This is a genomic window from Enterococcus sp. DIV0682 (assembly GCF_051712685.1).
Classification (GTDB): Bacteria; Bacillota; Bacilli; order Lactobacillales; family Enterococcaceae; genus Enterococcus; species Enterococcus faecalis.
The window spans coordinates 1,694,404-1,718,763 of the sequence record NZ_JBIOPK010000001.1 but is presented as its reverse complement, the minus strand read 5'-3'; the positions used below and the strand labels follow the sequence as shown (position 1 = coordinate 1,718,763).

At 37.5% G+C, this 24,360-nt stretch carries 24 protein-coding genes; 15 read left to right on the top strand and 9 right to left on the bottom strand.

Going from position 1 to position 24,360, the window contains the following annotated elements; all coding sequences use genetic code 11:
• Positions 1-10: 10 nt before the first annotated feature.
• Positions 11-898, top strand: a complete 888-nt coding sequence (locus IGK96_RS08200; protein WP_002357879.1) for an ABC transporter permease — start codon at positions 11-13, stop codon at positions 896-898.
• The gene (locus IGK96_RS08195; RefSeq protein WP_085443149.1) at positions 895-1,662 is read left to right on the top strand and encodes an ABC transporter ATP-binding protein; all 768 of its coding nucleotides are present in this window, start codon (positions 895-897) and stop codon (positions 1,660-1,662) included. Before IGK96_RS08200 ends, IGK96_RS08195 begins: the two co-directional genes overlap by 4 nt.
• Positions 1,663-1,693: 31 nt before the next feature.
• Here IGK96_RS08195 and IGK96_RS08190 read toward each other — a convergent pair whose 3' ends face one another.
• Entirely contained in the window at positions 1,694-2,155 is a 462-nt protein-coding gene (locus IGK96_RS08190; RefSeq protein ID WP_002357877.1) for a threonine/serine exporter family protein, read from the bottom strand.
• Positions 2,156-2,166: 11 nt separating this feature from the next.
• Positions 2,167-2,943, bottom strand: coding sequence for a threonine/serine exporter family protein (locus IGK96_RS08185; protein WP_024041726.1), 777 nt, complete (start codon positions 2,941-2,943; stop codon positions 2,167-2,169).
• Between the two features lie 231 nt (positions 2,944-3,174).
• Between IGK96_RS08185 and IGK96_RS08180 the strand changes: the two genes are divergently transcribed.
• Positions 3,175-3,381: a hypothetical protein gene (locus IGK96_RS08180; RefSeq protein WP_002357875.1), complete on the top strand. Its 207-nt coding sequence runs from the start codon at positions 3,175-3,177 to the stop codon at positions 3,379-3,381.
• A gap of 17 nt (positions 3,382-3,398) precedes the next feature.
• Here IGK96_RS08180 and IGK96_RS08175 read toward each other — a convergent pair whose 3' ends face one another.
• Positions 3,399-4,178, bottom strand: coding sequence for a Cof-type HAD-IIB family hydrolase (locus tag IGK96_RS08175; protein WP_002363786.1), 780 nt, complete (start codon positions 4,176-4,178; stop codon positions 3,399-3,401).
• 214 nt (positions 4,179-4,392) lie between these two features.
• On the opposite strand from IGK96_RS08175, the gene IGK96_RS08170 reads away from it, so the two are divergent.
• Both IGK96_RS08170 and IGK96_RS08165 read left to right on the top strand, forming a co-directional pair.
• Positions 4,393-5,112, top strand: a complete 720-nt coding sequence (locus IGK96_RS08170) for a response regulator transcription factor (protein ID WP_002381953.1) — start codon at positions 4,393-4,395, stop codon at positions 5,110-5,112.
• On the top strand, positions 5,112-6,581 hold the full coding sequence (locus tag IGK96_RS08165) for a sensor histidine kinase (RefSeq protein WP_002357872.1): 1,470 nt from the start codon (positions 5,112-5,114) through the stop codon (positions 6,579-6,581). Before IGK96_RS08170 ends, IGK96_RS08165 begins: the two co-directional genes overlap by 1 nt.
• A 37-nt stretch (positions 6,582-6,618) precedes the next feature.
• Here IGK96_RS08165 and IGK96_RS08160 read toward each other — a convergent pair whose 3' ends face one another.
• The 3 genes from IGK96_RS08160 to IGK96_RS08150 form a co-directional block, all read right to left on the bottom strand.
• A complete protein-coding gene (locus IGK96_RS08160; protein WP_002360506.1) occupies positions 6,619-7,170 on the bottom strand; it encodes a hypothetical protein in 552 nt (183 codons plus the stop codon).
• A 14-nt stretch (positions 7,171-7,184) separates the two neighbouring features.
• On the bottom strand, positions 7,185-7,886 hold the full coding sequence (locus tag IGK96_RS08155) for a hypothetical protein (RefSeq protein WP_002357870.1): 702 nt from the start codon (positions 7,884-7,886) through the stop codon (positions 7,185-7,187).
• Between the two features lie 105 nt (positions 7,887-7,991).
• Positions 7,992-10,100, bottom strand: a complete 2,109-nt coding sequence (locus IGK96_RS08150; RefSeq protein WP_002357869.1) for an LTA synthase family protein — start codon at positions 10,098-10,100, stop codon at positions 7,992-7,994.
• Positions 10,101-10,357: 257 nt separating this feature from the next.
• Between IGK96_RS08150 and IGK96_RS08145 the strand changes: the two genes are divergently transcribed.
• Positions 10,358-11,530, top strand: a complete 1,173-nt coding sequence (locus IGK96_RS08145) for a class I SAM-dependent rRNA methyltransferase (RefSeq protein ID WP_085443148.1) — start codon at positions 10,358-10,360, stop codon at positions 11,528-11,530.
• A gap of 66 nt (positions 11,531-11,596) precedes the next feature.
• Here the strand turns inward: IGK96_RS08145 and rnhC are convergent, their stop codons facing one another.
• Positions 11,597-12,514 (bottom strand): ribonuclease HIII, encoded by a 918-nt coding sequence (gene rnhC, locus IGK96_RS08140; RefSeq protein ID WP_002390139.1) that lies wholly within the window; start codon positions 12,512-12,514, stop codon positions 11,597-11,599.
• A gap of 218 nt (positions 12,515-12,732) precedes the next feature.
• On the opposite strand from rnhC, the gene IGK96_RS08135 reads away from it, so the two are divergent.
• From IGK96_RS08135 to rbfA, 8 genes are all read left to right on the top strand, one after another.
• Positions 12,733-15,153: a cation-translocating P-type ATPase gene (locus tag IGK96_RS08135; RefSeq protein WP_085443147.1), complete on the top strand. Its 2,421-nt coding sequence runs from the start codon at positions 12,733-12,735 to the stop codon at positions 15,151-15,153.
• Between the two features lie 141 nt (positions 15,154-15,294).
• Positions 15,295-17,181 carry an Ig-like domain-containing protein gene (locus tag IGK96_RS08130; RefSeq protein ID WP_033624929.1) on the top strand — a complete coding sequence of 629 codons (1,887 nt, stop codon included), beginning with the start codon at positions 15,295-15,297 and terminating at the stop codon, positions 17,179-17,181.
• 205 nt (positions 17,182-17,386) lie between these two features.
• Entirely contained in the window at positions 17,387-17,860 is a 474-nt protein-coding gene (rimP, locus tag IGK96_RS08125) for a ribosome maturation factor RimP (protein ID WP_002357863.1), read from the top strand.
• Between the two features lie 143 nt (positions 17,861-18,003).
• Positions 18,004-19,203 carry a transcription termination factor NusA gene (gene nusA, locus IGK96_RS08120; protein ID WP_002360499.1) on the top strand — a complete coding sequence of 400 codons (1,200 nt, stop codon included), beginning with the start codon at positions 18,004-18,006 and terminating at the stop codon, positions 19,201-19,203.
• Positions 19,204-19,223: 20 nt separating this feature from the next.
• Positions 19,224-19,523, top strand: coding sequence for an RNase P modulator RnpM (gene rnpM, locus IGK96_RS08115; RefSeq protein ID WP_002363794.1), 300 nt, complete (start codon positions 19,224-19,226; stop codon positions 19,521-19,523).
• Positions 19,513-19,818, top strand: a complete 306-nt coding sequence (locus IGK96_RS08110; RefSeq protein WP_002357860.1) for a YlxQ-related RNA-binding protein — start codon at positions 19,513-19,515, stop codon at positions 19,816-19,818. Before rnpM ends, IGK96_RS08110 begins: the two co-directional genes overlap by 11 nt.
• 12 nt (positions 19,819-19,830) lie before the next feature.
• Positions 19,831-22,227, top strand: coding sequence for a translation initiation factor IF-2 (gene infB / locus IGK96_RS08105; RefSeq protein ID WP_113821058.1), 2,397 nt, complete (start codon positions 19,831-19,833; stop codon positions 22,225-22,227).
• 24 nt (positions 22,228-22,251) lie between these two features.
• Positions 22,252-22,602, top strand: a complete 351-nt coding sequence (rbfA, locus tag IGK96_RS08100) for a 30S ribosome-binding factor RbfA (protein ID WP_002360497.1) — start codon at positions 22,252-22,254, stop codon at positions 22,600-22,602.
• Positions 22,603-22,974: 372 nt separating this feature from the next.
• Here rbfA and IGK96_RS08095 read toward each other — a convergent pair whose 3' ends face one another.
• Positions 22,975-23,460 (bottom strand): toxin, encoded by a 486-nt coding sequence (locus IGK96_RS08095; protein WP_002382232.1) that lies wholly within the window; start codon positions 23,458-23,460, stop codon positions 22,975-22,977.
• Positions 23,461-23,494: 34 nt separating this feature from the next.
• The gene (locus IGK96_RS08090; protein WP_002371257.1) at positions 23,495-23,977 is read right to left on the bottom strand and encodes a helix-turn-helix domain-containing protein; all 483 of its coding nucleotides are present in this window, start codon (positions 23,975-23,977) and stop codon (positions 23,495-23,497) included.
• Positions 23,978-24,194: 217 nt separating this feature from the next.
• On the opposite strand from IGK96_RS08090, the gene IGK96_RS08085 reads away from it, so the two are divergent.
• Positions 24,195-24,329: a hypothetical protein gene (locus IGK96_RS08085; protein ID WP_002360495.1), complete on the top strand. Its 135-nt coding sequence runs from the start codon at positions 24,195-24,197 to the stop codon at positions 24,327-24,329.
• Positions 24,330-24,360: the final 31 nt, after the last annotated feature.

Genomic DNA, 24,360 nt, shown 5'->3' with positions numbered 1-24,360 from the left:
AGGAGAAGCGATGATTGTTTCAGCAATTGGACAAGGAATGTTATGGGCCTTGTTAGGACTAGGTATTTTTATGACTTATCGTATTTTAAATTTTCCAGATATGACCACAGAAGGTTCATTTCCGTTAGGGGGGGCGGTTTGTGTAACTGCCATTACAACAGGGGTTTCACCATTTGTAGCGACTCTTTTAGGGGTCGGAGCAGGAATGCTTGCCGGTTTAGTGACTGGTTTACTATTTACAAAAGGAAAAATTCCAATTATTTTAGCAGGAATTTTAGTGATGTCTGGTTTAAATTCCGTGATTTTATTTGTGATGAAGTCGCCAAATAAGTCTTTATTAAACCAACCGAAGATTCAAGATGTTTTTCAAAAAATGGCCTTACCCGATTATTATGATACTATTTTTTTAGGGATTAGTGTTTTGGCTGTGGTAATGATTTTACTGTTATTTTTCTTTAACACTAGTTTAGGACAAGCCTATATTGCGACAGGTGACAATGAAGAAATGGCTCGCTCGATTGGCATTCAAACGGATCGCATGAAAATTTTAGGATTGGTTTTATCGAATGGCTTGATTGGCTTATCTGGCGCTTTGATTGCCCAAAATGATGGATATGCGGATGTAAGTAAAGGAACCGGTGTCATTGTGATTGGCTTGGCTTCACTCATTATTGGTGAAGTACTGTTTGGAGAATTAACGTTTGGTGAACGGTTGATGGCGATTGTTGTAGGGAGTATTATTTATCAACTATTGATTTTATTAGTGATTAAATTAGGCTTTGATACGACGTATTTGAAAATCTTCTCAGCAGTGATTTTAGCAATCTGTTTAATGATCCCACAATTGAAAAAAGCATTACGACTACACGGCTTTTCTGATAAGGGGGAAACGAAATGAAACCAGTTGTTGAATTAAAAAATGCGACAAAAATCATTGATAATGGGATGAATGAAAAAAAAGTGATTTTGGATCATGTGAACTTAGCCATTTATCCTGGGGACTTCATTACTGTTTTAGGTGGAAATGGCGCAGGCAAGAGTACGCTATTCAATAGTTTAGCAGGAACTTTGACACTAACAGAAGGACAATTTTTAATTGAAGGAGTCAATCGCACCAATCTTTCTGAAGTCAAACGGGCCAAATCTCTAGCGCGTGTTTTTCAAGATCCTAAAATGGGGACAGCACCAAGAATGACTGTGGCAGAAAATTTATTGCTTGCCATGAAACGCGGACAAAAACATCCCTTAACATTACGGAAGATAAATGAGCAACGCGCCTTGTTTACAAAAATCTGTCAAGAAGTTGGCAATGGCTTGGAAAATCATCTGGATACACCGACAGGTAACCTTTCTGGCGGTCAGCGCCAAGCCTTAAGTTTATTAATGGCCACTATCACAAAACCAGAATTATTACTTTTAGATGAACATACTGCTGCCTTAGATCCCAAAACATCCAAGCAGTTGATGCACTTAACGGAACAACGGATTGAAGAAGGGAACTTAACTTGTTTGATGATTACCCATCGAATGGAAGATGCTTTACGATATGGCAATCGTTTAATTGTTTTACAAAAAGGTAAAATTGTTCAAGATTTAAACGCTGCTGAAAAAGCACAATTAACGCTACAAGATTTGTTGCTGTTCTTTGAAGAAGTAGAATAAAAAAACAAGCTCAGAAAATGAGCTTGTTTTTTTATTTTTTGACCAATCGGAAGAGTCGCTTGGGGAAAAAACGTTTGACAATTCGTTCCAGTAACGAGGTCACCATAAAGCCCGCTGCGATAGCTGCAGCAGTAAAGACAACTTTTAAAATCAACTGCAACCCGTCATCAATATTTCCTAACAAAATGCTCCGAACTGCTTGATAGGCAGGGCCTCCTGGTACTAAAGGAACCAAACTCGGAATGTAAAAAATAATCATCGGCATTTTTTTGTAACGGGAAAAAAAGATACTAGCGATCCCTAACCCGACCGTTCCTAAAAAGTTTGCAAAGGTTTGACTAGCATCAAAAGTTTGCGTTAAGACATAATAAATCATCCAGCCTGTCATGCCAGTAATGCCACAAGCCACCAGTGCTTTACGAGGAATGTTCGTGATAATACCAAACGTCACAGTCGCTAAAAAACTAAAGAGAAGATGAAAAATTAGTTCCATTTGAACACTCCTTACATAAATAATTTAAAAATCAAGGCAATTCCCAGGCCAACAGACCCAGCAATAAAAATAGCTTCTGTTCCTCGCGCCGTCCCGCTGATGAGGTGGCCCGCTAAAATGTCGCGAAAAGAGTTCGTAATCGCCACACCTGGAACTAACGGCATTACCGCACCAATAATAATATTATCGATGTTGACTGCTAAGCGAAAATGCACAGCCAAATAGGCCAACAAACCAATGACAAAAGCGGCTGCGAATGAATCGAGGTAAGGAACTTGGAATAACTTTTGGGTAAAAAGATAACTGGCATACCCAATCACGCCAACAAAAAAAGTTGCAATAAAATCTTGCCAAGTGCCACCAAAAATGTACATTAACGTACAACTAACAATTCCGGCTGCTAACAAGCGTAACGAAATTGAAAAAGTGGGGGTATCCGTTTCTAATAGAGTTAAGCGCTGATAAAGCTCTGGTAGAGTAATCTCTTTTTGCGCAAATTCTCTTGATAATTGATTGACAAGGCTAACTTTTTCCAAATTAATCGAGCGCTGGGGGATGTTTTCTAATTGCGTATAATTACTGGAACGAAAGCCCACGAAAATCCCTGTAGCCGTCGTGTAACAAACGCTCTCTGACTCGCCAGCATTTGCTGCAATCCGAGTAATTGTATCTTCGGTTCTATATACTTCAGATCCGCTTTCCAGCATAATTTTTCCAGCTAAAATGCATGTATCAATAATTAATTGTTTTCTTTTTTCGCTATTAACCAAAGGAATGGCTCCTTTCATTTCGAGTTCACTTTTAGTGTATCATTTTTTTTAAGAACTGTACGCAATTTAAAACAGAGATAGAAAAAAAGTGTGATTTTTTACAAAAATGAAACGAATCTTAAGAATAAATGAAAACAAATAAGGAATTAGTAAAAATTATGGGTTAGTTGTAAGAATCTAGGATCTTTCCTTGCATTTTAGTAGGAAACATCCTATCCTAAACATAGAAAAACAAAGGGGTCAATAAAAATGGACAACCAATGGTTACTCTACGGAATTAGCAGTGTCGTATTAATTATTTTAATCAGAAGAACAATCCTATCAGGAAACATCGTATTAAGTTGTTTGTTGGGAGCGATTTTGCTGATTCAAGTAGTGGGAGTAGCTCTCTGTGCTCAGCAGAAAAAGAAAAATGAACATACAAAAGAACTACCTTCTTCTAAAGTACATCAATAGAAGAAGGTAGTTTTCTCTTATAGTAAATCAAATTTTTTCAAGCCATTAACAATGCCATTCTCAGTATTTTTAGTTGAAATAAAGGTGGCTTTTTCTTTTAGTTCTTCTCGCGCATTACCCATGGCAATTCCATAATCACAGGCCTCAAACAGCGCCAAGTCATTGATGCCATCACCAAAGGCATAAGTGGGAATGCCGTTTAATCCCAAGGTGTTAAAAAGATTTTTGACACCAGAGCCTTTAGAGACCCCTTTACGAACAATATCAATTGAAAAAGGACCATTGCGATAAAAGGTTAATTCAGGAAATCGCTCATAGTAATATTCATCATCATCGCCATGTTGACTTAAGACCAACATCATGTTGACGGCATCATTCTCATAACCTGTGGGATCAATTTCTGGAACAGCTGAATGAATATAGTCATAGGCTTGTTTCACTGTGCCAGTATGCCCTGTACAAAAAATACGGCGCTCATTGTAAAAAGCCAATTCATGACCACGCTGTTTGACATGCTCATGCAGTGAAACACATTCCTCTGTTGTAAATTCATCTGAATAAATCGTTTTTCCTTCATAATGAATAAATTGCCCGTTCATTACAATCGCTGAGTCAATGCCACTGGCTTTCATAATTGGCTGAATCTCACACAAGGTCCGTCCTGTCGCAATTAAAGGTAAAATTTGATTGTCTTTCAAGGCCGCCACTGCTGCGGTAATCTCAGGAGTAATTTGCGATGTTCCATCTAACAAAGTTCCATCTAAATCAAAAAAAGTAATAGCTTTCATTTTATCCATACCCTAACATCCTCTCTACGCTTGTTATTTTAACAAACTTTTCTGAAAAGACAATGGGTTCCCTTCGTTTTCTTTAAAAGAGCAGGAAAAAAAGTAATTTTTGATGGTTCTGTAAAGGATTTTTGAAGAAATATAGAATCGGTTGGTACAAATTCAATTTTAGAGTATACTACAATAGAGCAGTTTTATGAAAAGTGAATAAGGAGTGAATGAAATGAATATATTAATGATTGAAGACAATGAGTCCGTCTCAGAAATGATGCAAATGTTTTTCTTAAATGAGGGGTGGGAAGCTACCTTTAAAGATGATGGCAAAGAAGGATTGGCGACTTTTCTTGCTTCGCCAGAAAAATGGGACATGATTACGTTAGACTTAAACTTACCTAGTATGGATGGGATGGCTGTTTGTCGTGAAATTCGCAAAGTTTCAGCCAATGTTCCCATTATTATGTTGACCGCTCGTGATTCTGAAAGTGACCAAGTAATTGGCCTTGAAATGGGTGCGGATGATTATGTGACAAAACCATTTAGTCCATTAACTTTGATTGCACGGATGAAAGCTCTACATCGTCGTGCCGAGGTGGCAGAGGCTGCGCATGATACGTCTGAGAATACAGATGAAACGTTTGATGTGATTACGGATCATTTTAAAATGAATACGAAAACACGAGAAACATATTTAGATAATCAATTAATTGAAGGCTTAACACCTAAAGAATTTGATTTGCTATACACTTTAGCAAAAAAACCACGCCAAGTCTTTTCACGCGAACAACTACTAGAATTGGTTTGGGACTATCAATACTTTGGCGATGAACGGACAGTTGATGCCCATATCAAAAAATTACGACAAAAAATTGAAAAAGTGGGTCCTCAAGTCATCCAAACGGTTTGGGGCGTAGGGTATAAATTCGACGATTCAGGTGTTGCTTAATGAAGTATTTGTATCAACAATTACTTGCTTTTATAGGTGTGATTGCTCTGATTATTCTCATTGTTGGAACGTCTTTCACACAATTGACCAAGCGCACAATGCAAGAAAATAACTATGAACAGCTATATGGTTATGCAGAATCGGCTTTAGAAACACGTGACTTTTTTATTAATGTCGCAGGCGTTTCGGATCGAGATGTTTTATCCTATTCATTTCAGTTGACTGAACGTGTACTCCAGAAGCAAGATGTGCAATTTGTGTTTATTAACAAGGACCGCGAAGTGCAGTACCCACCAGTTGATAGCACAAAAAAATTAGACTTTTCCTTAATCGATAAAAATTGGGATCAAATCATGAAAGGCAATCGTGTTTATGCAACAGAAAACATTGATATTTACGGGGCCCGAAATACTTCGTCCTATGTAATGTTACCGGTGTATGCATCAAATCAGTCTTCTGATAAAAAAGTGATTATTGGTTCACTCGTTATTACACAACCTGCCAAAAACGTTGACCGAAGTGTTCAGTCCGTGACACAAAACTTGATTAAAGGCTTTATTTTTTCTGGTGTGATTGCCTTGTTACTAAGTTATCTATTTGCGACTTTCCAAGTGAAACGAATTAATCGGATGCGTAAAGCCACCAAAGAAATTACTAGTGGAAATTTTGATATTCAATTACCGGTCCATGACAAAGATGAATTTGATGACCTAGCAGAAGATTTTAATAAAATGGCCGCGTCTTTAAAAGAATCACAAGAAGAAATCAATCGGCAAGAAGAGCGCCGTCGTCAATTTATGGCGGATGCTTCTCATGAAATGCGGACGCCTTTAACAACTATTAATGGCTTGTTAGAGGGATTGCAGTATAATGCTATTCCTGAAAATCAAAAAGAGAATGCGATTAAACTGATGCAAAATGAGACCGCTCGCTTGATTCGCTTAGTCAATGAAAATCTTGATTATGAAAAAATTCGGACCAACCAGATTCAAATTGTTGTGAAGAAGTTCAACGGAACAGAAGCTTTAGAAAATATTGTGACTCAACTAACGGCCAAAGCTGAAGCCGCCGGTAATCAATTGTATTTAGACACCACCGAACCAATTGATGTGTATGCCGATTATGATCGTTTCGTGCAAGTTGTTGTCAATATTGTTCAAAATGCCATCCAATTTACTGAAAATGGCGAAATTCATATTGCTTTAGAAAAAGGCTATTTAGAAACCATTGTCCGTATTTCTGATACAGGAATTGGCATGACGGAAGAACAAATTCTGAATATCTGGGATCGTTATTACAAAGTAGATCCATCCCGTAAAAATACGAAATATGGAGAATCAGGATTAGGCTTACCAATCGTTCAACAATTGGTCCGCTTGCATAAAGGAAAAATCAATGTTGAGAGTGAACTTGGTAAAGGCACCACGTTTATTATTTCATTTCCTGATGTTGAAATCACTGAAAACTAAAGAAAACGTCTGGTCACAATCAGTGCCAGACGTTTTTTTAGTTTAATAACGCATGTAGAGACAGGGGGTGCACATAGGGACTATCAATAATTTGTGGATCCTTTGTCAGAAATAGCAAGCGCTTGTTTCTTTTTTGAACTGCTATTTTTAATTGAGGTAAAATTTCTTGACGTTGTCCAATCGTTAATGAAGAAAAGATGTCATCAATCACTAACGTACTTGTTTTTGAAAGCAAAAGTTGTATTATGCGCATTTTAATTTTTTCAAAAGTCGTAAAAGAAGTAAAGGAACGACCAAGTAAGGCAGGTTCTAATTGGAACACCTGGAAAGCTTCGGCTAGAACTACTTTTCGATCCCGTTCTTTGATCGTACTAGCGATAAATAAATTTTCTTCTAATGGCAAGTAGGGCAGAAAGGTTTCACTAGAAGAAAGCCTAGTAATGGTTAATTGGTTTGTTTGGAAAAAATCGGCCAATGCGAGTTCTTGTTCTGGAGCAGAATAAATGATTCCATAAACTTCTCGCAAAGCTAACGCGTCGAATGAGGATTTTTTTTCGGTTGTTTTTTTGAATGATGGTGTGACATTCATAGAAAATCCCTCCCTTATTTCTGATGTGTACGTAAATAAATCAACGTGAAAGGAGTCCCGCAAACAAGAGGAATGCCAAGCAAGATTAAGCAGTTAACAAAGCAATTACGGATTGTATAAAGCGACTGCATACTTTTAAAATCAAAAGAAAACGCTTGGATCGTTTGAATCCCTAAATGCTGGATATTTGTAATCGTGACATCCTGGTCGGTACTTTTAGCTAAAAATGCTGGAGTTTCCAAATGAGACCACTGTAAAATAGCATCACGGGCAGCCCAAAGAACAGTATTATACGTTTCTTGAAACATTAAAGTGAAAAGTAAAAAACTGAAAATTCCTAATAGAGCCGGTAAACACAACTCTAGTAAGAGCTGTTTGGTGACATACATATTTGAAAAGTGCATGTGATACCATGTATGTATTTCTTCCTTTTTTATGCGTAATGTCACATACATCAACAGAAGAAAAGTAACACCAAAGAAAATGACACTACCTAGATAGAGGTGCCAATAGTATTGAATCAGTTGGTAATGGTAACTAGTTTGTTTTTCAATATCGACAAAGTCTGGCATCGTTCGTAAAAACTCTTTTTCAAAATCAATTAAGTTAAACAGCCCAGTCAATAAGAAAGAGAACAGGAAGAAGAAGAGTGCGGTGATTAACGTGATTTTTTTATGATAAAAACTACTAGCTGTAGCGTAACGGACACTTCTCATCAACTTTCACCTCTCTAAACTATCTTTAGTATAGTGAAATAATATGAATTAATTATGAAAAAGTAGCAAAAAAGCTTGAGCAAATTGCTCAAGCTTTTTGAAGATTTATTTACCAGTTTTTTGATAGCCTTGATAACTGTCAGTGTGATATTCATCAACGGTTGATTTATTATTGTTTTTACTGTAAACACTCGTTGATTTTTCACCTTTTTCTTTTTCAATTGCTTCCAGTTGTTGCAATTGGTTCTTGTAATCATAGTCTTCTGGGTTAACTGGTTTTAAGCCGCTATTGGTATAGAAACGAAGCAAGTCACCGTTAGTAATTTGGTCAGACGTTTCTAATTGTTTCGTCGCTTTGGCTTTTAAATCAGCGACTTCTTTCTTAACTTCTTCGGTTGGCTCTGTAATTAAAGTGCCTGTTTTAGTATCGTAAATGCTAGAACCTAAAATAGTATATTTAGGTGTTACAACATTGCCGTTGCGGAAAGCAACGATTTGATTGTGTTGTTTAGAGAATAAATCTTGGCCTAACTGAATGTAGTTTTTCGTATCAACACCAAGCAAGTGTAGAAGGGTTGGTAAGGCATCAACTTGGCCGCCATACGTATGGTTCACACCGCCATTTTCTTGACCAGGAACGTGAATCATATAAGGAACACGTTGCATATTGGCGTTGTCAAAATCGTTCCAATCTGCTTTGGTTTTACCTACTAATTCTGCTAAGTTTTGGTTTCTTGAATTAGAAACCCCATAGTGATCGCCATAAAGAACAATGACTGAGTTTTCATAGAGACCTGAAGATTTCAAGTAGTTAAAGAATTCTTCGACCGCTTTATCTAAATAATTCGCTGTTGCAAAGTAACCATTAATTGTTTCGTCAGAAGTTTTTGCAATTGGGAATCCTGCTTCATCGTTTGTAAATTGAGAATAAGGATAATGATTGGATACAGCAATAAATTTAGAATAGAACGGTTGTTGTAAATGTTCTAAATATTGAACGGATTGATTAAAGAATGGTTTATCGTGTAACCCATATTGGAATGAGTTATCTGAATTAACATCATAATAACTAGCATCAAAGAAATAGTCATAGCCTAAACGTTTATAGGTTTCATTTCGATTCCAGAAGTTACCGGCATTTCCGTGGAAAGCAGCGCTAGTGTAACCTTGGGTTTGTTTTAAAATATCGGGTGCTGCTTCAAACGTATTTTTCCCACCAACTTGTGTAAAGAGTGAACCTTGGTCTAAACCAAATAGTGAATTTTCAAGTAACGTTTCGGCATCACTTGTTTTTCCTTGACCAACTTGGTGGAAGAAGTTATCAAAGCTAAAGGTACTTTTACTATTGTAAAGACTATTGATAAATGGTGTGACTTCGTGTTCTACGCCATTTTCATCTTTTAATTTGTAATTAACTAAAAATTGTTGGAAACTTTCTAAATGGATATAAATTACATTTTTGCCTTTTGCAATACCAAACTTACTATCATCGGGTGCCGCATATTGTTGTTTCACGTAATCTTCAACTTGTTTCATATCGTTAGCACTAGCTTCGGCACGGACTTGGTTTGTTTGGTAAGTTGTAATGCCATCGTATACGGTAAAGGCATTTAAGCCTAAGAATTTCACGATATAGTCACGAGAGAATTGACGTCCTAATAATTGGGGACGTTCTGTTTCAGCCATAAATAGATTGAATAAGAAAAAGACAACAGAAAGGAGTGTGACAGAGACTGCTACACGTGCGCGGACTGGACGCGCATCTGTTTTAATTTTTTTCGTTAATAATAATACGCCAATAATAATGAAGTCTAAGAAATAAATGACGTCATAAGGTCTAAAGAGACGTAAGGCACTTTCGCCAAGACCGCTAGCTACTTTGCCAGCACCAAGCATCGTATTAACTGTGATGAAGTCAGTAAATTCTCGATAATACACGACATTTGAGAAGAGCAGTAAACTCATCAAGAAGTAAATAATCATCATTGTAATATAAGAAGCTTTTTTACGGCGAACATACAAAGCGATGGCTAATAAAAAGACCGTTGTGGCAATTGGATTAATTAAGAGTATGAAATACTCGTTAATATTTTCCAAACGTAAATGGAAATCAACGGCGTACGCAAAGAGGTTTTTTAGCCACAATAAGATGGCGATTAGCGAGAATAACCCCAGTCGCGTGTTCAAAATATTTGTTTTAAATAATTTTTTCAAAATAAACGTCCTTTCTAAACGATGATTCTATAAAAGTAAAATTAGGTAAATTTCGTATTTTACAATATCGCTTTAATTTTACTCTTTCACAAATTTTATGTCAATTCTTACCGAAGTGAGGAATGGTGATGTTAAAGAAAACTTACTATTTCCTTAAACTTTTTAGTTCGTTAAATGACGTGAAGCTTGAATCCTTTAAAGACAGATGGGCCTTTTTTTGCTATACTAGATAGGACTTTGAAAAGTAGGTGTACAGAATGAAACTTCAAGTAACTAAAAAAGCAGAACATAAATTTAAAAAAGGATATCCTTTAATTCAGAAAGAAGATTTGCAACAAGTGCCAGCGCCGTTACCAACAGATTGGCTTACTTTGATTGATAGTAAAGGCCAGCGTTTAGCTGAAGGATATTTAGGCGAACAAAATAAAGGAATTGGTTGGTTGCTGTCATGGCATGGACCAATTAATCAATCTTTTTTTCAACAACTCTTTGAAATAAGTCGTGAGAAGCGGACATCTTTTAAAAAGGATTCGCTGACAACCGCTTATAGATTATTTAATGGAGAAGGAGATGGCATTGGGGGTCTAATCATCGATCGCTATGCAGATTACGCCGTTTTTTCATGGTATAATGAAACCCTTTATCAGAAAAAAGCCGAACTTTTGACGGCGTTTCGCACAGTTTACCCTGACATTATTGGTGCCTACGAAAAGATTCGTTTTTCCACAAAAAATTTACCCGAATCACAGTTTTTGTATGGCGAACAAGCACCCGAGCCATTACTTGTCACTGAAAATGGCGTTCAATTTGCTACCTATTTAAACGAAGGATTAATGACAGGCATCTTTTTAGATCAAAAAGAAGTTCGTGGTCGATTAGTAGATGGTTTTGCAGTAGGTAAAACAGTCTTAAATATGTTTAGTTATACAGGTGCTTTTTCAGTAGCTGCCGCTATGGGAGGTGCCGTAGCCACCACTAGTGTGGATTTAGCTAAACGAAGCTTACCGAAAACGACTGAGCAATTTGAAGTCAATCATTTAAATCTTGCCCCGCAAAAGATTATTGTCATGGATGTTTTTGACTACTTTAAATATGCTTCACGTAAAGGTTTGAGTTATGACATGATCATTTTGGATCCGCCAAGTTTTGCTCGCAACAAAAAGAAAGTTTTTTCCGTTGCTAAAAATTATGGGGAGCTAGTGAAAGATTCTATTGATATTTTAACGGATAAGGGAACGCTTATTGCCTCAACCAATGCGGCAAATTTATCCTTGGCCAAATATCAAAAAATGGTGATTACTGCCTTGCAAGAGAAAAATGTCCGTTACAAGATTACGGACACGTATCAATTACCGGCAGACTTTCAAGTGAATCCTAATTTTCCAGAAGGTAATTACTTAAAAGTCCTGTTTATCGAAATTGAAAAATAATTTTTTACACCAAGCAAAAGTCCCAGCGCCGCTAATCGGCATTGGGACTTTTGCTTGGTGTTTATTTTATAGTAACTTTTGGGCTTTTTGGGTGTTTGCAAAATGCAGCTTCGCGTAGTTTGCTAATAAGTCTAGGCCGCCTTTTTTCAAAATACGGGCGGCTACTTGGTCTGATTTGCTGCCAGCACCAGAGGGCACAGAGAAACCCAATTCTGCAGATTCTTTGTCTAACTCTTCTAAAAAAGCAGCGCGGCTAATAATAGAGGCGGCAGCAACGGCAACATGATACTGCTCTCCTTTAGTGACGAAGAACAATTTTTCAGTGACTTGATTTTTTTCATTACGAACATATTTCCGATAGTTATTTTCAGGGGTGAATTGGTCAATTAAAATCCCTTCTGGCTTTGTGGGAGCCAATTCTTGCAGCAACAGATAAATCGCTTGGTTATGCAAAGCGACTTTCATGTGTACAGCATTGTAGTTTGGTTGGATCTCATTGTATTTTTTTGGTTCAACGATTAATAACTTGTAAGGAATCAGTTCTTTAATGACATGTGACAATTGAATAATTTGTGGGTCGGTTAATTCTTTGGAATCACGAACACCCAATGCTTTTAGTTTGCTAATCATGCTTTTGTCAACATAGGCAGCACAGACAGTTACTGGACCAAAATAGCTACCATTACCGACTTCATCGGAACCTATCACAGACCAGTTGCCAAAATCAGCAGGCAGCGTTGTAGTCTGGGGGGACACTTTTTTCTGTGGTGTGGTGCTCGTTCCTTCCCAACGAGCGGCCTCTTTTTCAGCTTGAGGTCCCTGAAACATGACTTTACCTGATTGATAAGCAGTGATGGTAGTGGTGCCAACCTTGGCCACAAAGACAGTATAAGGGACCGTTTTATTTAAACGATTGGGTTGATAAACAGTGGTCATCTCTGCTAATGTTTTTTTACTAACTTTAATTACGTGATTCTGTGCCATCAATTGTTCCTCATTTCTTGATATTTCTTCTTTACTATAGTAAAGGAAAAACAAGTAAATGAAAAGGTTTTGCGTTAGCTTGTTCCTGAAAATGACAATGTTTAGGAAATGTATAATTTTTTTCTATAGTTGGGCGCTAGTTGTTATCTAAATTTTTATTCAGTGCTATACTGTGGGAGAGAAGGTGACGATGAAAGAGTCGACTAGAACAAGGGGTGATGTGTTTGAGAAGAAAAAAAGAAATGCAAGAAAATGAACCAATAGCAGTGACTGCTAACGCGGAACGCTATTATCCAGAAGATAAACAAGGCTTGACGGCCGCACAAGTTGAAGAAAGAAAGCGAAAAGGCTTAGTCAATGCCGCCGTCGATACAGAGTTTATCACAACGAAACAGATTGTTATTAATAACATATTTACGTATTTCAACTTAATTTTTGTGGTACTAGGCGTGTTATTAATGCTGGTACAATCTTATAAAAATATGACCTTTTTGCCAGTAGTAATCATTAATACGGTCATTGGAATTTACCAAGAAATTAAGTCGAAGAAAGTATTAGATAGCTTAAATATTCTAAACGCTACAAAAGTAACCGTTGTGAGAGATGGCCAAGAACAAGAAATTTCGCCAGATGAGCTGGTTTTGGATGATGTGGTGCTCTTTAAATCGGGTGAACAGATTTCTGGGGATGCAATTGTCTTATCTGGTGAAGTCCGTGTGAATGAATCCTTGTTAACTGGGGAATCTGATGAGATTACCAAAGTAGCAGATAGCCAACTTTTGTCAGGTAGCTTTATTGTGTCAGGTTCTTGTTATGCAAGAATTGATAAAATTGGCGCTGAGGCCTATGTTCATCAATTGACGCTTGAAGCGAAATCAATTAAAAAAGGGGAACAATCAGAGATGGTCGGTTCCATTAACCGTTTGGTGAAATGGGTAGGGATTATTATTATTCCAATCGGCTGTGTTCTATTTTTCCAAAGTTATTTCATCAACCATCAAGGGCTTCATGACAGCATTGTCTCCATGGAAGCTGCCTTGATTGGGATGATTCCAGAAGGGTTGTACCTTTTAACAACCGTTGCATTAGCTGCCAGCACAATGCGCTTAGCGAAGCGCGGCGTTTTATTGCACAACATGAAAAGTATCGAATCCTTAGCACGTGTCGATGTGTTATGTGTAGATAAAACAGGAACAATTACTGAAAACACGATGGAAGTCCAAGAGTTGGTTCCTGTGGTGAGTATCGAAAATGATGGTACAGACTTAACCAATGTCGAAAAATTAATTGGCGATTTTTGTCGAACAATGTCAGCTGACAACGATACGATGAAAGCGATGAAAGAATTTTTTGTTACTAATAATCAGAGGGAAGCCGTTAGCTATACCTCGTTTTCGTCTGTCGAAAAATTTAGTAGCGTGACTTTCCCGGAAGCGACGTATATTCTTGGGGCGCCAGAGATGATTTTGAGAGACAATTATGAAATGTATCAATCTGAAGTAGAACATTATACAAGTCAAGGCTATCGCTTATTGGTGTTCGGAAAGTATTTAGGAGAATTTCAGGAAACGTTGGCAGCAGAGGTTCAACCTCTAGGCTACATTCTTCTTTGGAATCCGATTCGTAAAGAAGCCAAAGCAACTTTTGAATATTTCGCTGAACAAAATGTGGCCATTAAGGTCATTTCTGGCGATAATCCTTTAACAGTATCCAATGTAGCACAAGCGGCAGGCATTATTGGTGCTGAAAATTATGTGGACGCGCGAACATTAACTACAATGGAAGCCCAGACAGAAGCTTTAGAAAAATACACCGTTTTTGGTCGTGTCACGCCAGAACAAAAGAAACAATTTGTACTATTGTTGAAAAAATTAGATCATACAGTGGCGATGACAGGGGATGGAGTCAATGATATTTTAGCCATGAAAGAAGCAGATTGTAGTATTGCCATGGCTTCAGGAAATCAAGCTACAGCACAAGCCTCGCAAGTTGTGTTGTTGGATTCTGATTTTTCAACGATGCCGGAGGTTGTCTTTGAAGGCCGCCAAGTAGTTAATAACATTGAACGCTCTTCAAGTTTATTCCTTGTAAAAAATATTTTCTCCTTGCTAATGTCTGTCTTTGCTATGATTTTTGCCGTGACATATCCTTTACAACCGACACAAGTCACATTGATTAGTTTATTTACAATTGGTATTCCTTCGACATTTCTAGCTTTGGAACCAAATCATCGTCGCATTGAAGGGAAATTTCTTTTCAATGTGTTATCAAAAGCAATTCCTGGTGGGTTAACGGATATGTTGGTAGTCGGTGCCTTACTAATTTGTGGTGATATTCTTGCACTTCAAAAAACGGACATTTCAACGACTGCAACATTGTTGCTAGTTTCAGTCGGCTTTATGGTTCTTTATAAAATTAGTTCACCAATGAATCGTTACCGCAAGCGCGTAATGATTGGCTGTTTAATCGGAATGGTTCTTACAAGTATTTCCATGAAAAACTTGTTCTCGTTAACTTCGGTATCGCCAACAGCCTTGTTACTTTTAGCCATTCTTTTCTTTGCAGCAGACTCAACTTTCCAACATTTATCAACCATTTCTGAAAAAGTTCAATTATGGTTTTATAAGAAAAGACATTAGAAGCAAAACACCGAACCAAAATTATTTTGGTTCGGTGTTTTTTGTTTTTTATTGTTGGGAAAAATAAAAACACTTGTACCTAGTTAATCCTTGATAGTATAAACCTAACCAATTATTTTAGATAGGAAGGATTGAATAAAAATGAAAAAAAGAAGTTTTGTCTATTGGGGAATGTTTTTCATTCTTTTGTCGACGCTGATAACGCCTTTTCTGAAACTTGAAACAGGATATGCGCAAACGGAACCAACTAGTACCAGTGAAACCAATCAAATTTCTGCTACGCCAAACGTAATACCGCGTAAACAAGTGGGCAACATTGTGACAGCGATTCAACTAACGGACAAAGAGGGGAACCCACTTGGGACCATTAATCAATATACAGACATCTACCTCCGAATTGAGTTCAACTTACCGGATAATACCGTTAATAGTGGGGATACGAGTGTGATCACTTTACCCGAAGAGCTACGTCTCGAGAAAAATATGACCTTTAATGTAGTAGATGATACAGGTGCTGTGGTTGCAATCGCACAGACCGATGTAGCAAATAAAACGGTCACGTTAACGTATACAGATTACGTAGAAAACCATGCCAATATTAGTGGGTCTTTATATTTTACAAGTTTGATTGATTTCGAAAATGTCGAAAATGAATCCAAGATTCCTATTTACGTCACGGTGGAAGGGGAAAAAATATTTGCTGGCGATCTTGATTACCAAGGTGAAGGCGATGATGTTAACGAAAAATTTAGCAAGTATTCGTGGTTTATCGAAGACGATCCAACCGAAATTTACAATGTACTACGGATTAATCCAACAGGGCAAACGTATACTGATTTAGAAGTGGAAGATGTGCTAAAAACAGCAAGTTTAAGTTATATCAAAGACACTATGAAAATTGAACGAGGACAATGGACACTGGATGGAAATGCTATTTGGCAGTTCACGTCAGAGGAAGATATAACTGGTCAGTTGTCTGTCCAGTATGGTCCTGGTGACCGCAATTTTTCGGTGCATTTTGGCAATATTGGGACTAATGAATATCGTATCACCTATAAAACCAAAATCGATCATCTTCCCGAAAAAGGTGAAACCTTCACAAATTATGCAAAATTAACAGAAAATCAAACGGTGGTGGAAGAAGTCGAAGTGAGTCGTGTCTCACAAACGGGTGGTGGAGAAGCCAATGGTGAGCAATATGTTGTTGAAATTCATAAAGAAGATGAAGCGGGACAGCGTTTAGCAGGTGCAGAGTTTGAACTCATTCGTAACTCAACCAATCAAACAGTGGCCAAAATCACAACAGATCAAAACGGAACAGCGATTGTTAAAGGCTTGTTAAAAGATAACTATACTTTAGTAGAAACCAAAGCACCTATCGGTTACCAACTTTCGCAAAACAAGATTTCAATAACACCTGAAGACTTTGGTAAAAACTTAGTTGCACTGAAAACTGTTGTGAATCATAAGATTTCATATCAACCAGTCTCTGCTTCATTTTTAGCTGGAAAAGTTCTTTTAGGAAAACCACTAAAGGATGCTGAATTTCAATTTGAATTGTTAGATGAGAAAGGTACAGTACTAGAAACGGTTAGTAACGATACTTTAGGGAAAATTCAATTTTCACCATTAACCTTTGAAACTCCTGGAAACTATCAATACACCATTCGGGAAGTAAACACGCAACAGGCAGGTGTTTCCTACGATACGCACAACCTTCAAGTTCAAGTAACCGTCGAGGCGCTTTTAGGAAATCTTGTGGCGACTACTCAGTATGATGGAGGTCAAGTATTTACTAATCACTATACGCCAGAAAAACCTATAGAAAGTACCACACCACCAACGAGTGGGACAACAGATACTACCACGAATTCAACCACAGAAACTACTTCAATAACCATTGAAAAACAGGCGATTCGTAATAAGGAATTGCCAAAAACAGGAGAAACAAAAGAAAACGCGTTTCTTTTCTTAGGTAGCCTTCTTTTGATTCAAGGATTATTTATCTATTTTAAAACGAAAAAATAATCGCTTAGATAGTTTCAGTAATCGAGACAAAATGTGCAAATTTCGAGAGATTTAGCTTGTTCATTTGAGTTTGGAGTGGTTCTGTGCTATACTATCTTTAGCGTAATGATACTAGTTGGGAGTGAGCGGATTTCTGCTCACTCTTTTTGATGGAAAAGTCATCAGGACACGGTTCGTTACATCAATCTCGAAGGAGGCGAAAATTTTGAGTAGTGCTGTGGAAACTGTAACAAAGTTAGTCACACCAATCTTAGAAGAACAAAATTTTGAACTTGTGGAAGTAGAGTTTGTTAAGGAAGGAAAAAATTGGTTTTTACGAGTATTTATCGATAAAGAAGGTGGCATTGATATTGAGGAATGTGCCTTTGTCAGCGAAAAATTAAGTGAAAAACTAGATGCAATGGATCCAGATCCAATTCCGCAAGCGTACTTTCTGGAAGTTTCTTCTCCGGGAGCAGAACGTCCGTTAAAGAAAGAAAGCGATTATGAACAAGCGGTAGGCAAGTACATTCATATTTCTCTTTATCAAGCAGTTGATGGAGAAAAACAGATTGAGGGTACTTTAGTCCATCTTGATTCAGAACAATTAACATTAAGTGTAAAAATTAAAACCAGAGTGAAGGAAATGACTTTTGAACGTAAAAATATCGCAAAAGCTCGTTTAGCCATTCAATTTTAATCAACAGACTCGAATGTAAAAAAGGGTCCACTAAAAGTTTTACTTTTAGCTAGGCCTGTGACAAGTTTTAACGAGAAGTTTTTCCCTTGGAAGAAGAACCACTCGTTCAGCTTTAACGAATCCATAGGAGGAAAAGAAAAACAATGAGCAAAGAAATGTTAAATGCATTAGACGTATTAGAAGCTGAAAAAGGGATTCCTAAAGATACGGTGATTGAAGCGTTACAAGCAGCTTTAGTTTCTGCATATAAAAGACATTATGGACAAGCAAGCAACGTCGAAGTTGAATTTGAACCAAAAAAAGGCAATATTCACGTATATGCTGTCAAAGAAGTAACAGAAGAAGTATTTGATTCACAACTGGAAGTTTCATTAAAAGATGCCGTTGCATTAAATGGGGCATATGAAATCGGCGACAAAATTCGTTTTGAGGTTACGCCAAAAGACTTTGGCCGCATTGCTGCCCAAACAGCAAAGCAAGTAATTTTACAACGTGTCCGTGAAGCAGAAAGAACAATTATTTATAATGAATTTAGCGAATACGAAAATGACATCATGCAAGGAATTGTTGAACGTCAAGATCGTCGTTATATTTATGTAAACTTAGGCAAAATCGAAGCAGTCTTATCAAAACAAGATCAAATGCCAAATGAATTTTACCAACCGCATGATCGGATTAAAGTTTACGTATCACGTGTTGAAAACACATCAAAAGGCCCACAAGTTTTTGTAAGCCGTAGTCATCCAGATTTACTAAAACGTCTTTTTGAACAAGAAATTCCAGAAGTTTATGATGGAATTGTTGAAATCGTAAGCGTCGCTCGTGAAGCTGGCGATCGTTCAAAAGTAGCCGTTCGTTCAACAGATCCTAATATTGATCCAGTGGGTACCTGTGTTGGTCCAAAAGGCCAACGTGTCCAAGCGATTGTGAATGAATTAAAAGGCGAAAATATGGATATTGTGGAATGGAACGAAGATCCAGCTATTTATATTAGTAATGCCTTGAATCCAGCTCAAGTATTAGATGTTATTTTTGATCCAGAAAATAGCAAAGCATGTACAGTTGTTGTACCTGATTATCAATTGTCATTAGCAATTGGTAAACGTGGTCAAAATGCGCGCTTAGCTGCTAAATTAACGGGCCATAAAATTGATATCAAATCAGAATCTGATATGGCTGAATTTTATGAACAACAAGCCAATCAAGAAGTTGCCGAAGTGGCAGAAGAAATGGATGAAGCAATTATCCATTCAGATATGACGGCAGATGATTACGAAAACTTGGCTACTGAAGAAGCAGTTGTTGAAGCAGAAATTACAGAAGAATTACCTGAACAAGAATAACGTTTTTGGAGGGTGAAAAAATGAAAAAGAGAAAAATTCCAATGCGTAAATCGGTTGTTTCAGGCGAAATGAAACCGAAAAAAGAATTAGTCAGAATTACTCGCTCCAAAGAAGGTGAAGTGGCCTTAGATCCAACTGGTAAATTACCTGGACGTGGCGCTTACGTTGATTTGGATCCTGCGGAAGTCCAAAAAGCTTGGGATAAAAAAATTCTTGATCGTGTCTTAGAAACAAAATTAAGTGATGAATTTTATCAAGAACTATTGGATTATGTAACACATCAAAAAGCCCGCAAAGAGTTGTTTGGCGATGGAAAATAAAACCAAAATTTTGAACCTTTTAGGTTTAGCAATGCGCGCCGGTAAATTAGTCACAGGTGAGGAATTAACCCTTAAAGATATTCGTGCAAACAAAGCGAAATTTGTGTTTGTTGCACAAGATGCCAGTGAGAATACTAGAAAGAAAATCAAGGACAAAAGTTCTTATTATAATGTTCCTGTTAGCGAACTGTTCAGTCAATTCGAGCTCAGCCAAGCGATTGGGCGACCACGAATGGTTATCGGAGTAACTGATGCAGGATTTGCCACCAAAATCAAGGAATTACTAAAAGGTTAGGAAGGTGATTGCATGGGAAAAAAAAGAATTTATGAACTAGCAAAAGAAATGAATAAAGCAAGCAAAGACGTTGTCGATAAAGCGCATCAATTAGGTATGGATGTTAAAAACCATATGGGCGCAATTAGTTCCGAGCAAGAAACAAAGCTTCGTCAAGCATTCGGAGGAGGAAGTACCGTAAATACTCAATCAAAAGCAACAAACAACCAAAAGCAACAAACAACACAAAATAAACCAGCCAATAAGAAACCAATGAACAATAAACCTGGTGAACAAAGAAATAACCAAAATCGTCCAAAAAACCAATCAACGAATGGACAACAAAGAAACAACAACAACCAAAATCGTCACGGCCAAAGCAACACACAAAACCGTAGCAATCAAACAAATACAAACAATCAAAACCGCAATACCCAAAACAATAACGGTTCTACAACGAATCAAAATCGGACAAGCCAAAATAACAATGGCGGGAACAACCAAAATCGTGGCGGCCAAAACCGTAACAACAATTTTGGTGGCGGTCAAAATCGTAATAACCGGAATAACTTTAATAACCAAAACCGCAATCGTTTCAACAAAAAAGGGAAAAAAGGCAAACATCAACAAGAATCAGCGAAGCCAGCAGTACCAGCACGTAAATTCCGTGAATTACCAGATGTTTTAGAATATACAGAAGGTATGAACGTGGCGGATATTGCGAAAAAAATCCACCGCGAACCAGCGGAAATCATCAAAAAATTATTTATGATGGGTGTCATGGTTAACCAAAACCAAGCCTTAGATAAAGATACAATTGAATTATTAGCTGTGGACTATGGCATGGAACCGCAAGAAAAAGTCCAAGTTGATATTGCGGACATTGATAAATTCTTCGAACCGGAAGCAGTTGTTGAAGAAAACTTAACTACACGTCCCCCTGTTGTCACAATCATGGGACACGTAGACCACGGGAAAACAACATTATTAGATACATTGCGCCATTCTCGTGTGACTTCAGGTGAAGCGGGCGGAATCACGCAGCATATTGGTGCCTATCAGTTAGATATTGATGGCAAACCAATTACGTTCTTAGATACACCAGGACATGCGGCCTTTACTAGTATGCGCGCGCGTGGTGCCAGCATCACTGATATTACCATCTTAGTTGTTGCAGCGGACGATGGAGTAATGCCACAAACAATCGAGGCGATTAACCATGCCAAAGCGGCAAAAGTGCCAATTATTGTAGCAGTTAACAAAATTGATAAGCCTGGTGCGAACCCTGATCATGTGAAACAAGAATTAAGTGAACATGAATTAATTCCTGAAGAGTGGGGCGGAGATACGATTTTCGTCAATATTTCAGCGAAATTCAATCAAAACATTGATGAGCTATTGGAAAATATTTTATTGATTGCTGAAGTAGAAGACTTAAAAGCTGATCCAACGCAAAAAGCAATTGGAACAGTGATTGAAGCGCGCTTAGATAAAGGTAAAGGTCCGGTTGCGACATTACTCGTTCAACAAGGGACTTTACATGTTGGTGATCCAATCGTTGTTGGTAATACTTACGGACGTGTTCGTGTGATGACCAATGACATGGGCCGCCGTGATAAAGAAGCAGGACCCGCAACTCCTGTAGAAATTACCGGATTAAATGATGTTCCTCAAGCGGGTGATCGTTTTGTGGTCTTTGAAGATGAAAAAACAGCACGTCAAGTAGGGGAAGAACGGGCTAAACGTGCGTTGCTTGAACAACGTTCAGCAAGTAGCCGTGTGACATTGGATAACTTATTTGAAAGCCTAAAAGAAGGCGAATTAAAAGAAGTTAATATCATTGTCAAAGCAGACGTACAAGGATCTGCCGAAGCCGTTTCAGCAAGTTTACAAAAAATTGATGTAGAAGGCGTTCGTGTGAAAATTGTTCACGCGGCAGTTGGGGCCATCAATGAAAGCGACGTAACTTTAGCCGCAGCAAGTAATGCGATTATTATCGGCTTTAACGTTCGCCCAACACCACAAGCGAAACAACAAGCAGAACAAGAAGAAGTTGATATTCGTTTACACCGTATTATCTATAAAGCCCTAGAAGAAATCGAAACAGCGATGAAAGGGTTATTAGATCCAGAATTTGAAGAAAAAATTACGGGTCAAATGACGGTTCGTGAATTGTACAAAGTATCTAAAGTTGGCACAATCGCTGGCTGTTATGTTACAGAAGGCTTTATTCGCCGCGATAGTGGCGTTCGTGTCATTCGTGATGGTATTGTTATTTATGAAGGTAAATTAGCAAGCTTGAAACGCTTTAAAGATGACGTGAAAGAAGTCAAACTTGGTTTTGAATGTGGTGCTATGATTGAAAACTTCAATGATTTACGTGTAGATGATGCGATTGAAGGCTTCATTATGGAAGAAATCAAACAATAATTTTAGTAATTGGAGGAAGACACTATGGCAAATTATCGTGACCGTCGTGTAGGTCAAGAAATCATGCGTGAAGTGAATGATATCTTGAACAAACGCATCAGAGATCCACGCGTCCAAGGCATCACTATTACAGATGTTCGTGTGACCGGTGATTTACAACAAGCAACCATTTATTACAGCTTGTTATCTGATTTAGCTTCCGAACAACAAAAAGCTCAACAAGGCTTAGACAAAGCTAAAGGACTGATTCGTAAAGAATTAGGACAACGGTTAACCTTGTATAAAACACCAGAGTTGATTTTTGAAAGAGACGAATCTGTCCAATACGGAAATCACATTGATGAGTTGATTCGCAAGTTGAATCAAGGTGAATAATTAAAAAGAAAAAGCACACCAGACGAATGGTGTGCTTTTTCTTTTCATGATTTCTTGATAAAATAGTCATGGAGGTGCAAAGATGAAAAGAATTGTTGTTTTCTATAAAAATGGAGATCGTTATTTAAAAGAAATGGGTTCAGGCAAGAGTTCCCTGTACTTTTTTCTTTTCTTCTTTGTACTACATAGTATGCGGGAACATATTATTCAGTTCATCGGATTTTGGCCGTCATTTATATTCGTCCTTATACTTGTCCCCAATCTTATGCTTGGCGTCGGACATATTAACCATTGGTACAAAAACCGCTCTTGAATTTTCCAGAATACTTTTAAGCATGGAACAAAATCCTTATTGATTTTGTTCCATGCTTTTTAAGTTAACCCAGTATTTAATACCATCACAGAATAATCCCTAAATTCAAAAATCCGTCCTTTATAAAGATAAGTGGCGCCATACTTTTGTCGATAGTACGTAATCACATTTTTTAATGTTTCAACATCGATTTCCAAAAATTCAGCACAAGAATAATGGTTGCTTAAGCCAGCTTCAGAGCAACGAATTAAATCGTCTAATGTAACTAATTGCTCTAAGGCCACATTGCGGGCTTTCAACTCTTGCTTCCGATTTTCTGTACAATTTTGATTTAAAATAGTGCCAACGGATGTTTGATAATGCCCGTATTCCTCGGCTAAAATGTTCTTCTTTTGACGGGTACTCAATGTTTTTTCAATATAAATTTTGCCATTTCGATACAACCCATAACAACCTGTTTGATTGTATAAATCAATTTCTAAAACCGTCACATCCTTTTGAATGGAACTGACGAGTTTTTCATAATCATTCACTTTACCATTCACCTGCCATTACTTAATAAAAAGAGTAGATGGGAAGTTAATCCTCTTTTTTGTCAGAAGAAATCGATTGTTGATATTTGGCATCAATTTCATCCAAGTAATCGTGAATTTTCTCGATTTCTTCTTTTGAAAATATCTTTTCTGGATCCCCAGCGTGGGCAGCCAGTGTCATTTCGTCACGGCGAGGGAATGAGAGAATTTCTGCTTGCGTTTGTTGTTCGTGTAATTGTTGTTCGGCAAATTGATAAACGATGGCTTGTCGTTGGGGCTCTAATTTTTTATAAATGCGGTCGATAGTTGAGGCATTTTTTTCCATGGGAACTTCTTGCCCCATCAACCAGGCCTCATTAATGTCTAATGCATCTGCAATGCGATAAACTTTGTCTTGTTTTGCTTCGTAACGACCAGCTAGCCAATCGCTGATTGAAGATTTACCGATGCCAGTTTTTTTCGCTAAATCACTAGGTTTGATGTTCTTGGCTGTTAAAGCCTCTTTTAAACGGATAGCAAAAATGTTCATATTTCCGAACCTCCTATTGCCTCAAAGTATACTATACCTGTTTAGAGAAGGCAAGTAACAATCGCAATTAAAATCACCGGTTCATAAAACCGAACTTACGAGTTGACAGTGAAAATATTTGGTGCTAAGATAGAGCCATTCAAATGTTCGGTTAACTGAACAAATTTTTTTAAGCAATTTGTTCGGAAAACCGTATCTTTGTAGAAAGGGTGAAGAAATGAGTCGGAACTATAAAAAAACGTTGTCGGATATGTTACTTTTAGCAATTATTTTATTAATAAGCAGTGTCTCAATAAAAATTGGGGCCATCGTGATTGGTATGATTGGCCTCATGGAATTACTGACAGAGTAACAATAATTTAGTTAAAAGGAGAGAAGCGGAT

Coding starts and splice junctions, on each gene's coding strand:
- IGK96_RS08090 (WP_002371257.1), bottom strand. CDS start 23,977: ATGAACATTTTTGCTATCCGTTTAAAAGAGGCTTTAACAGCCAAGAAC.
- IGK96_RS08135 (WP_085443147.1), top strand. CDS start 12,733: ATGTGTTTGAGAAGAAAAAAAGAAATGCAAGAAAATGAACCAATAGCA.
- IGK96_RS08165 (WP_002357872.1), top strand. CDS start 5,112: ATGAAGTATTTGTATCAACAATTACTTGCTTTTATAGGTGTGATTGCT.
- rbfA (WP_002360497.1), top strand. CDS start 22,252: ATGGCAAATTATCGTGACCGTCGTGTAGGTCAAGAAATCATGCGTGAA.
- nusA (WP_002360499.1), top strand. CDS start 18,004: ATGAGCAAAGAAATGTTAAATGCATTAGACGTATTAGAAGCTGAAAAA.
- IGK96_RS08185 (WP_024041726.1), bottom strand. CDS start 2,943: ATGAAAGGAGCCATTCCTTTGGTTAATAGCGAAAAAAGAAAACAATTA.
- IGK96_RS08160 (WP_002360506.1), bottom strand. CDS start 7,170: ATGAATGTCACACCATCATTCAAAAAAACAACCGAAAAAAAATCCTCA.
- rnhC (WP_002390139.1), bottom strand. CDS start 12,514: ATGGCACAGAATCACGTAATTAAAGTTAGTAAAAAAACATTAGCAGAG.
- IGK96_RS08145 (WP_085443148.1), top strand. CDS start 10,358: ATGAAACTTCAAGTAACTAAAAAAGCAGAACATAAATTTAAAAAAGGA.
- IGK96_RS08200 (WP_002357879.1), top strand. CDS start 11: ATGATTGTTTCAGCAATTGGACAAGGAATGTTATGGGCCTTGTTAGGA.
- IGK96_RS08170 (WP_002381953.1), top strand. CDS start 4,393: ATGAATATATTAATGATTGAAGACAATGAGTCCGTCTCAGAAATGATG.
- infB (WP_113821058.1), top strand. CDS start 19,831: ATGGGAAAAAAAAGAATTTATGAACTAGCAAAAGAAATGAATAAAGCA.
- IGK96_RS08085 (WP_002360495.1), top strand. CDS start 24,195: ATGAGTCGGAACTATAAAAAAACGTTGTCGGATATGTTACTTTTAGCA.
- IGK96_RS08190 (WP_002357877.1), bottom strand. CDS start 2,155: ATGGAACTAATTTTTCATCTTCTCTTTAGTTTTTTAGCGACTGTGACG.
- IGK96_RS08110 (WP_002357860.1), top strand. CDS start 19,513: ATGGAAAATAAAACCAAAATTTTGAACCTTTTAGGTTTAGCAATGCGC.
- IGK96_RS08130 (WP_033624929.1), top strand. CDS start 15,295: ATGAAAAAAAGAAGTTTTGTCTATTGGGGAATGTTTTTCATTCTTTTG.
- IGK96_RS08155 (WP_002357870.1), bottom strand. CDS start 7,886: ATGAGAAGTGTCCGTTACGCTACAGCTAGTAGTTTTTATCATAAAAAA.
- IGK96_RS08180 (WP_002357875.1), top strand. CDS start 3,175: ATGGACAACCAATGGTTACTCTACGGAATTAGCAGTGTCGTATTAATT.
- rnpM (WP_002363794.1), top strand. CDS start 19,224: ATGAAAAAGAGAAAAATTCCAATGCGTAAATCGGTTGTTTCAGGCGAA.
- IGK96_RS08175 (WP_002363786.1), bottom strand. CDS start 4,178: ATGGATAAAATGAAAGCTATTACTTTTTTTGATTTAGATGGAACTTTG.
- IGK96_RS08195 (WP_085443149.1), top strand. CDS start 895: ATGAAACCAGTTGTTGAATTAAAAAATGCGACAAAAATCATTGATAAT.